Genomic DNA, 10,022 nt, shown 5'->3' on the forward strand with positions numbered 1-10,022 from the left:
GACAGGCACTTCTCCCTCAGGACAGGCGAACCCGTCACAAGGCAGGCAAACCAGGGGGAGGTGAGGTGGGGGAGAGGCGAGGTGGGTGAGGTGGGAGGTGGGGGAGAAGGAGGCAGGGCTGGAAGTATGGGGTGGGCCAGGTCCGTTGGGGGCCGGGCTCATCGCGGGATCACGACAGGTCACCTGCGGTGATCCGCAGCAGCACCCCCTGCACCACGATCTGGGTGCCGACGCTCACCCGGGTGCGTTCGCCCGGGGCCAGGCGGTGGCGTTCGCCGTTGCGGTGACGCAGTTCGGAGCCGTGGGCGGAGACGTCCTCCACCCACACCCCGCCCTCGGCGGGGGAGAGCACCAGATGGGTGCGCGACAGCGACTCGGGCGCCTCCGGGATGGGGACACTCCTGGCATCCGGGGCGCTGACCCGCGGGGAACGGCCGACGTACAGCGTGACGTCCACCGGGACGCGTTCCCCCGTCGGCAGCACCAGGTGCGGGACGACGGGGCGGGGCAGCATCGACGACGGCGGTGCCCAGATCGACTCCGCCGGGGCGGGGGACGCACTCCGGGACGGCCCCGGAGCAGGGGGTGCCACGGGCGTCGGGGACGGCGCCGGAGTGGGGATGGTGGCCGGGCTGGGTATCGGGACGGGACTCCACGGCGACGGTGCCGTCGCGGCCGTCCGGGTGGGTCGGGTCACCACGGCGACCCGAGGCGGCGGGGAAGCGGTCTGCGCAGCCCGGGCCCGACGACGTTCGGCTCGCTGTTCGGCCCGCTGCCAGGCGTCACGTCGCAGATCGATCGCCTCACTGCGCAGCAACCCCAACCCCAGACCGGGGGCGCGCGTGCTGCCCTGCCGCACCCGGGCAGCACCGACGACCAGGCCACCCGGGCTGCGACCGGAGTGGGCGACCACCAGCAGCAGCACCACCATGGCCTCCAGCGCCGTCAGGGTCACGAGCACCACCGAACGGCTCAGCCACCACGTGGTCCAGGCGACGACCCCCAGCAGCATCACGTCCAGCAACGGGCCGACCCACTGCTGCACCGTCGTCGCGGGAGGGAACTCCGGCCGCTCGTCGGGAGCGACGGCACCGGTCATGACATCACCCGCCACATCGTCTCGAACAGGTGCCCGGCCAGGACCGCGGCGGGCAGCACCAGCTGCAGACTCGTCCGCTGGGCGAGATCCCCGATGTGGCCGAGCCACGCGGACTCACGCCCCCGGGTCATGACCACCACGCCCAGCCCCGATGCGACCGCCAACCCGACGGCGACGGCGGCCGCTGCGTGACCGCCGAGCCCCGTCAGCACCCACGACGAGGTGAGCAGGGCCATGACGACGGCCACCGCGGCCACACGGGGCAGGATCCGGGTGAGCCGGTCGCGCGAGCCCCGCGGTGTCAGCAGCAGTCCCAGGCAGGCGCACAGCAGCAGGACCAGGCCCGCCCAGCCGGCAGGGCTGCCGGGCCGCGCGAGGGTGGCGGCGGGGAACGCGGTCACCGCGGCCACCGTGGAGGCGGTCAGCAGCAGCAACTGGCTGCGGGCCTCGGCGTCCCGGAGTGAACGCCTCACCCGGGGGCCGGTGATCCTGGCCGGGGGCAGCACCTTCGGGGCCCGCACCGTCGCGCTGGAGGTGGTCACGGCGGGCAGGTGGAGCAGTTGCGTCTCGGGTGCCCGGAACGCCAGGGTGGGCACCAGGCCGATGCTCAGCGTCGCCGCGGCCAGCAGCAGCGCGGCCAGGGTGGGCAGGTGCACGTCGGTGAGACCGGCGACGGTGAAGGTCAGGGCTGAGAGCCACCACACCACGGCCGTGGCGGCCGCCAGCCTGCTGCGGTCCAGCGCCCAGACCAGCAGGGTCGCACCCAACGCGGCCCACCCCACCAGGGCCGCGACCATGAGTGCGGTGAAGCCACCGACGAAGGGCACCACCACCACGCTGGTGACCCCCAGCAGCGCCGTGACCGTCGGGAGCCCCCACGGGCTACGGCGCAGTGTGGCGGGCAGCAGCGCGACCACCAGCACCGGCCCACACACCACCGCCGTCGCGGCCCGGAGCCACCCCGGGACCGGCCACCAGCCCAGGGCGGGACCGATCAGGAAGGTGATCTCCGACGCCGTGACCACGCTCAGGGTGAGGGCCGTCACGATGGCGGCCGGCACCCAGTGGTGTTCCCCGGCGGATGCGGCAGAGTGTTCAGCGGGGTCGGTGTCGCCCCGGGCGGCGACGTGCAGGAGGGTGCCGGAGGCCAGGTCGTGCCCCAGCCGCATGCTCGGGGTGACGGCACCACCGTCGGCCCGGGTGACCTGGAACGGCCCCTGCGCGGGCACAGCGCCCAGCATGTGGATGACCGAGCCCACCGTCGTGCCCTCCGGGACGGCGACGTCGAAGGTCCGGGCACCGCACCGGATGGTGGTGGACGTGAGCGTCGTCGCCATCCGTTCCTCCCTCGGGTCGTCGCGGTTTCCCACTGTGGCCGGTCAATGCTCTGACGATAGTATGTGGACACCTCCGGCACCGCCCACAGGCGGCCGAAACGTGCGAGAGGGCGGTACGGACAGTGGTGCGACCCACGCGGGATGATCTGTCGAAGGCCCCTGAGCTGCCGTCGGGCACCATCGAGGTGCAGTCCCCACCGGACCAGGTGGAGGCTGCCGGGATGGGCAACGTCCTGGCGATGGCGCTTCCCATGATGGGCTCGATGGGGGTCATGGTGTTCATGGCCTTCTCCCAGACCCAGAACACGCGGATGTTGCTCATGGCGGGCGGGATGGTGTTCGCGATGCTGGGGATGGTCGGTTTCAACATCCATCGGCAGGTGGCCACGCATCGGCGGAAGGTGGACACGACACGTCGTGAGTACCTGGCCTACCTGACGCAGACCCGCGCCACCGTGCGGACCGCTGCGAGACGCCAACGTGACTACGTGGGATGGCACCTGCCGGAGCCGGACTCCCTGGTGCTGATCACCCAGGAGGGGAGCCGCCTGTGGGAGCGTCAGGTGTCCGACGAGACCGCGACGCAGGTGAGGATCGGCTCGTCGACGCAGCCGTTGTCGATGGAACTGGTGGAGCCGGAGCTGCCGCCGTTGGCGAAACCGGACGTGGTGTGCCTGTCGGCGATGCGTCGGTTCATCGACACCCATGCGACGGTGGAGCGGTTGCCCTTCGGGGTGATGCTGGGAGACTTCAGCCGCATCGAGGTGGCGGGTGACGCGTCAAGGGCGCGGGCCTCGATCCGCGCGATGATCGCCCATGGGGCGACGCTGAGCAGCCCGGATCTGCTCCGGGTCGCGGTGCTGTGCGATGAGGCGGCGAAGAAGCACTGGGAGTGGGTGAAGTGGTTGCCGCACGCCCGCTCCGAGAAGGTGGGTGACGCACTGGGCGGGGCCAGGATGGTGACCTCGGACCTGGTGGAGCTGACCCGGATGCTGGGGGAGGAGTTCCTGACACGTGGGGCGTTCCAGCCGCGTGGTGAGGGCACCCCGTGGCCCCAGTTGATGCTGGTGCTGGACGGGGTTGAGCTTCCCGCGCTGCACCCGTTGGGCAGGCCCGACGGGGTGGCGGGGGTCAGCGTCGTGACACCGGTGACGTCGTGGGGAGCGTTGACCTCCCGTTTTGTGCTGCGCCTGATCCTGCGCGGTGGTGACGGTGCTGGGGCGGCGAACCTGGAGCTGCTGCTGCTGGACCAGCAGCCGATCCACGCGGTGCCCGACCTGATGGAGGTGCCGCAGGCGGAGGCGGTGGCGCGTCGCATGGTGGCGTGGACGAAGGAGTCGCGCCCGGAGACGGACTCCCCGGTGGGCAAGCCGGACCCGAAACGGTCCCAGGACCTGATGGAGCTGATCGGGTGTGGTGACATCCGTGACTTCGACCCGGAGCGACGGTGGCGTCGCCGGGAGGGCCGGGATCTGCTGCGGGTGCCGTTCGGGGTGACCCCGGAGGGGGCTGCCGTGGTGCTGGACATCAAGGAGTCCGCGCAGCAGGGGATGGGGCCGCACGGCCTGCTCATCGGGGCGACGGGGTCGGGCAAGTCCGAGGTGCTGCGCACGTTGGTGCTCGCGATGGCGTTGACGCACGGCCCGGACCAGCTGAACTTCGTGCTCGTCGACTTCAAGGGCGGGGCGACGTTCGCGGGGATGGCGGACCTGCCGCACGTCTCCGCGATGATCTCGAACCTGGAGTCGGAGCTGTCGCTGGTCGACCGGATGCAGGAGGCGCTGCGCGGTGAGATGGTGCGTCGGCAGGAACTGCTGCGCCGTGCCGGGAACTACGCCAATGTCACCGACTATGAGCAGGGTCGGCTGGCGGGGGTGCACGACGGACCGCCGTTGCCGGTGCTGTTCATCATCCTCGACGAGTTCTCGGAGCTGCTCAGTGCGAAACCGGAGTTCGTGGAGCTGTTCGTCGCGATCGGCCGGTTGGGGCGTTCGATGGCGATCCACCTGCTGTTGTCGTCGCAGCGGTTGGAGTCCGGAAGGCTGCGCGGGCTGGACTCGCACCTGTCGTACCGGATCGGGCTGCGGACGTTCTCCGGCGCCGAGTCGCGCGAGGTGCTGGGGGTCACCGACGCCTACGACCTGCCACCGTACCCGGGGGTCGGGTATCTGAAGACCGGCACGGAGCAGATGGTGCGGTTCCGGGCGTCGTACGTCGCGGCCCCGCCCCCGGCTCGCAGGGGTGGCGGTGGTGAGGCGCGTCCGGGCGGGGCGGTGCAGATCCTGCCGTTCACGACCGGGCGGGTGGATGGACCGGAGCCGACGGCGATCCCGGAGGAGCTCCCGGTGGCGGGCGATGACGTGTGGCGTGGCCGCTCGCAGATCGACATCGCGGTGGCACGGATGAAGGGGCACGGAACCCCGGCGCACCAGATCTGGTTGCCGCCGTTGGAGGTGCCGGCGACCTTCGACGAGTTGATGCCGGATCTGGTGGCGGACCCGGTGCTGGGGCTGCACTCCCCGTCGTGGCGGGCGAAGGGGCCGCTCAGGTTCCCGGCCGGTGTCGTCGACCTGCCGCTGGAGCAGCGTCGTGATGTCCTGGAGTTCGACCTCTCGGGGGCGAAGGGGCATTTCGGGGTGATCGGTGGCCCGTTGGCGGGGAAGTCGACGGTGCTGCGTTCGGTGGTGATGGCGCTGAGCCTCACCCACACCCCGCAGGAGGTGCAGTTCTACATCATCGATCTGGGTGGTGGCACGTTCACGCCGTTCGAGGGGGCCGCGCACGTGGCCGGGGTGGCGTCGCGGGACCGGCGGGACGTGATGAACCGGATGCTGGCGGAGGTGGAGGCGCTCATCGATGATCGGGAGCGGTTCTTCAGGCAGCATCGGATCGATTCGATGGAGAGCTACCGGACGGGACGTGCGGAGGGCAGGTTCGACGACGGGTACGGTGACGTGTTCCTGGTGGTCGACGGCTGGGCGACGTTGAAGACGGATTTCGAGGGGATGGATGGCCGGATCATCGGGCTGATGGGCCGGGCGTTGTCGTTCGGGGTGCACGTGATGGTGGCGACGAGCCGGTGGATGGACATGCGGCAGCAGGTGGCGGATGCGCTCGGGTCGCGGGTGGAGCTGAGGCTGGGCGACTCCTTCGACTCCCAGTTCGACCGGAAGGTGGCCGGGACGGTGCCGCACTCGCGTCCGGGGCGGGGCCAGGATGCGGGGCACCATCATGTGTTGTCGGCGTTGCCGAGGATCGACGGTGACCCCGATCCGGGAACGTTGGTCAACGGGGTGACGCATGCGCTTGCCGCGATTGCGGAGGCGGCGCCGTCGCCGGGGCCGAAGCTGAGGTTGCTGCCGACGATGGTGTCGTTGGACGAGGTGCGGGCGCTCAGCACGGACCCCGGGCGGTTGGCCCTGGGGGTGGAGGAGACCCGGCTGGGGGCGTGGACCTTCGATCCGCGTCGTGAGGGTCACCTGTTCGTGTTCGGGGACGGCCGGTGCGGCAAGACGTCGTTCCTGCGCGGGGTGGTGCAGGAGGTGATGCGTCTTGCCACCCCGGATCAGGCGCAGTTCTTCGTGGTCGACTACCGGAGGTCGCTGCTGGGGGATGTGCCGGAGGAGTACCTGGCGCAGTACCTGACGAATCCGGATCAGACCGAGGGGTACGTCAAGGAGCTGGCCCAGTACCTGCGGAGTCGGCTGCCGGGTGCGGGGGTGACGACCAAGCAGCTGCGGGAGCGTTCCTGGTGGCGTGGCGCCGAGGGGTGGATCATCGTCGACGACTACGACCTGGTGGCGACACAGTCCGGCAATCCGCTGGCGGTGCTGCAGCCGTTGCTGGCTCAGGCCCTGGACATCGGCTTCCACGTCGTGATCGCGCGACGGATGGGCGGGGCGTCGCGTGCGATGTACGACCCGCTGCTGCAGGGGCTGCGGGACCTCGACGCGACGGGGTTGATGATGTCCGGGAACCCGGATGAGGGGATGTTGCTGGGGCGGGCGAAGCCGTCGAAGCTCCCGGCGGGTCGCGCCCAGGTGTTCCACCGGGATCTGGGCCATTTCATGGCTCAGTTGCCGTTCTGCCCGCCGGTGGAGTGAGCGCCGCGGGTCGGGGAGCTGGGGGCGGTCTTGTCCGGTGCTCCCGGGGGCCGTTACATTGGTCCTGCTGTTGGCAGCGGACTCGATGAGGAGGTGTGGTGTCGGATCTGGTGTTTGACCGTGATGCCGTGGGGGTCAGTGCGAAGCGGGACTGGACGGATGCGGCGACGATCGGTGAGATCGCGGGGTCGTTCGTCGGTGTGACGGTCTCCGGGGTCGCGACGCCGGTGGGTGAGTACCTGGCCTCTGGTGCCTCGGCCTTGGAGGCTGCGGTGGGTCGGTGTTTCACCACGGTGCAGATGATGGTGGCGGAGTGTTCTGATGCCGCTGCGATCCTGGGGTCCGGGCAGGAGTCGGCGATTGTGGACATGGATGCCACGGAGAGCGCCAGTTCTGGGGCGTATCAGCAGATCAGCGAGCGGATGGGAGGTCCGACGTGGGTGCAGCCGATCTGATGCCGCCGCCGGAGGGTGTGAACCACATGCGTGCCGGAGGGGTGGCCACGATGCTGGGGCAGGTGGTGCGGCGGTTGTCGGACACCCAGGTGGCGGGGTTCCAGGGGGAGGTGCCGGGGTGGATCGGTGAGGCGGCGGATGCCTACACGGAGTCGATCCGGGCCTTGGGTGGGAAGGTGAGGGGGATTGCGGGTGCGATCGGGGTGTGTGCGTCGCACCTGGAGGAGTGGTCGGTCCAGGTGGGGGATGTGACGGTGCGGGTGGTGCCGGAGCTGCATGAGCGGTATGAAGAGGCGCAGCGCGTGTATGAACGCAGGATTCAGGCGCTGAACGACTGGATGCGTGGGAGCAAGGGCGGTGTGTTCGAGCCGCGCGACCCTGAAGAGACGTCCATCTTTGAGTGTTTCCTTGCGGATGCGGAGCGTGAAGCGGCGCAGCAGGAGGTGTTGACTGAGTACAAGAGGGTGATGACGGAGCTTGATGATCTGGCGGCTCGTGTCGCGACGGCGATGCAGGCGGTGCTGGATCAGGAGATCGGGGTGGATGGTTGGACCGAGAGTGGTGGCAGCCGGGCCGAGTTGGCATCGTTGTTTTTCGATGACATCCCGCTGGTGGATGCGCAGACGGAGTACGAGTTCGCCCGGGAGCAGGCGAGGGATGCGGCTGACTACTTCGACGATCATGAGACGGTGGACGCGGATCGGGTGGTCGAGTTCTATGACAGGTACAAGGATCGCTTCGATGATCCGTACTTCATGACCGCGCTGAACGAGTACGTGTCACCGGAACAGATCCTGCAGTTTCTCAGTGATGCTGATCACATGCGGTGTGGGGCGCCATATGAGTTCGGGGAAGCATCGACGACTGATGAATACCGGGATGTCGTCGAGGAGTTGGCTGCTGGCCTGGGGTATGCGTTCGTGATGTCGACTGGGGGTATTGATGCGGCTGCTGACCCGAATCGATGGGAAACGTATCAGGCGTTCCGGCCGGGGTTGCTGACGTCGGGTGGACTGACGATGGAAGAGCTGTGGCAGCAGCGTGCGGAAGAGTGGAAGACAGCGGGGAACGCAAGACTGGACATGGATCGGTACAACCAAGCCATGGCTGGCAACATGAGCAGCGCCGACATCCAGCGTGACCAGGGCTATGAATATCTTGGGCTCATGTTTGCGGCTGCGGGAAACAAGTATCAGGGCTTGGCATTTGGGCCAGACTTTTTCGAAGAGCCTGAGGCTGGGCAGTCAATTGCTGAGGACCTGTTGATCTTCGAACACCGCTACTACTCGGACATTGAGAAAGCTCAGGGGCCTGGTGTGCAGGATCATCAGGATCGGCTCATGCCAGAGATCACGGTGGACGGTAAGCGGGTCCGTGCTGGTTTCGTGGAGGGAATGTTCTCGCTGATGGACGCACCGGTGGTCCCTGAGCATGGTCCGGCGAGGATTCCGCGGTCATGGCAGGGATTCGAGGAGGCTGATGCGAAGCGATTCGATGCGGTTCAGGAGTTCATGCTCCGTGATGTTCCGGAGGAACTGGATGTCGCGGAGACCGAGGATGATCCGATGACCATGACCCGGTACCTGACCGGACATCGCTGGAGCCCACACCACATCCCGCCGGATGGTGGGGATGCCTTGGGGAGGCTGATCGCTGAGCTCTCGGATTTCGGCACGAGACATGTCGCCACCGAGGTGATCGGGGATGAGCGGGGGGCGTGGTTCGACAGCAGGCAGCGGAAGGCTGCCGTCGTGGCCGCAGAGTTCATGGAGGGTTATCAGGACGGTCTGGAGCGCTCGGGACGCAACGCTGTCACTGGGCGGCATGATTTTGGTGAGGGCAACAAGGCGCTTCGGAACTGGTCTGGGCAGATCCTCGCCCCGTACATCTCGGACATGGGGGAGTCGATCTCCGCTGGCGGTCTCGGTGGGGATGAAGGTGTCACCGTGGTCCGTGACGACTTGCGGGATCGTCCCAAGCTGCTCGTGTCTCGAGGCTTCTTGGAGAAGCTGCGTGGCTATGATGGGATCTTCACCGACATTGCCCTGGATGACAGGGTCGATGTCAATTCAACTCCGGACGATCCAACGGATGATGTGATGCCCCATGGGAAGCCCCCGGCCAGTGAGGTCCTGATGCATGCAGCCTTCCAGGGGTATGAGGAAAACCTGTGGCATGCGTTCCGGGCGCCGACCAAGGATGATCCTGAACTGCTGGAAGGTGTTCTGTGGCAGGCGGGGGACAAGGAACTGAATGAAACCCGGAAACAGGATGTGGACAAGGTCATTGACGACTCCGCGAGTGTGTTGCTGCTGATGGATGCCTCTGATTCGGATGCTGATGTCTCGATCGGAGAGGCCAAGGACGCGATGAAGCGCCGGATCAAGGCGATGGCGGAGTTCGTTGTCGGTGGCACCAAAGTTGGTGGTGCCCTTGGTTTCAGCAAATCGGCGCAGCCGTGGGTGGATCGGGCCTACCACAAGGCGGCCAACGACGCCATGACGGACATCTTTGCGGAGAATGCTGCTGCTGATGCGCGAGCCAAGAGGGCAGAGCACGATGATTCATTGGAAGATGTCATGAAATCCATCCTGGCTGGGGTCGTGTATGAGGGCGGGAGGCTGCGTGGACATCCCGCTGAGTCCGGGGAGGTCCCAGTGGACTTTGTGAAGAGGGCTCAGGTTGACCATCAAGATATCTCAGAGAATATGTTCGCCGAGAGGTGGTGGGACACCCACCCCAAGGCCCGGGAGGCCTACAGAACATATCTGAGTCAAAGGGATGGGTTTGGCGCCGGGTATGACGAGCTCATCAGCGTGGTCGATGAGAAGTTGAATGACGAGAGGCAGGAGTATGCGGAGCATCCGAGTCGTCAGAGGAGGAGGTGAGTGGGGCGTGGCACTCCGGTTTCGATGGCCGGGTCGTGTGGTGTGGCCTGTGGTGATGGTGCTGGGGGGTGCTCTGTGTCTTGCTGGGTGTCAGGTGTTTCCGAAGGAGGAGGCTCTGCCGAACAGTTGGGCGACGCAGC

General features: G+C 67.5%; 5 protein-coding genes. 3 read left to right on the forward strand and 2 right to left on the reverse strand.

Annotated features, from left to right (window positions below):
* Positions 1–169: 169 nt before the first annotated feature.
* Both EII34_RS10915 and EII34_RS10920 read right to left on the reverse strand, forming a co-directional pair.
* Positions 170–1,099 carry a hypothetical protein gene (locus EII34_RS10915; protein ID WP_124845189.1) on the reverse strand — a complete coding sequence of 310 codons (930 nt, stop codon included), beginning with the start codon at positions 1,097–1,099 and terminating at the stop codon, positions 170–172.
* Positions 1,096–2,436 (reverse strand): hypothetical protein, encoded by a 1,341-nt coding sequence (locus EII34_RS10920; protein WP_124845190.1) that lies wholly within the window; start codon positions 2,434–2,436, stop codon positions 1,096–1,098. Before EII34_RS10920 ends, EII34_RS10915 begins: the two co-directional genes overlap by 4 nt.
* Before the next feature lie 125 nt (positions 2,437–2,561).
* Here EII34_RS10920 and eccCa point away from each other — a divergent pair, with 125 nt between their 5' ends.
* From eccCa to EII34_RS10935, 3 genes are all read left to right on the forward strand, one after another.
* Entirely contained in the window at positions 2,562–6,539 is a 3,978-nt protein-coding gene (gene eccCa, locus EII34_RS10925) for a type VII secretion protein EccCa (RefSeq protein WP_260425132.1), read from the forward strand.
* A gap of 98 nt (positions 6,540–6,637) precedes the next feature.
* Entirely contained in the window at positions 6,638–6,994 is a 357-nt protein-coding gene (locus EII34_RS10930) for a hypothetical protein (RefSeq protein ID WP_124845192.1), read from the forward strand.
* Positions 6,976–9,882: a hypothetical protein gene (locus EII34_RS10935; protein ID WP_124845193.1), complete on the forward strand. Its 2,907-nt coding sequence runs from the start codon at positions 6,976–6,978 to the stop codon at positions 9,880–9,882. The genes EII34_RS10930 and EII34_RS10935 overlap by 19 nt, the downstream gene beginning before the upstream one ends.
* Positions 9,883–10,022: the final 140 nt, after the last annotated feature.

The sequence above is a fragment of the Arachnia propionica genome (genome assembly GCF_003859805.1).
Classification (GTDB): Bacteria; Actinomycetota; Actinomycetes; order Propionibacteriales; family Propionibacteriaceae; genus Arachnia; species Arachnia propionica_C.

What these genes read in the sequence shown, in the direction of transcription:
- EII34_RS10915 (WP_124845189.1), bottom strand. Translation starts at nt 1,099, where the DNA reads ATGACCGGTGCCGTCGCTCCCGACGAGCGGCCGGAGTTCCCTCCCGCG.
- EII34_RS10920 (WP_124845190.1), bottom strand. Translation starts at nt 2,436, where the DNA reads ATGGCGACGACGCTCACGTCCACCACCATCCGGTGCGGTGCCCGGACC.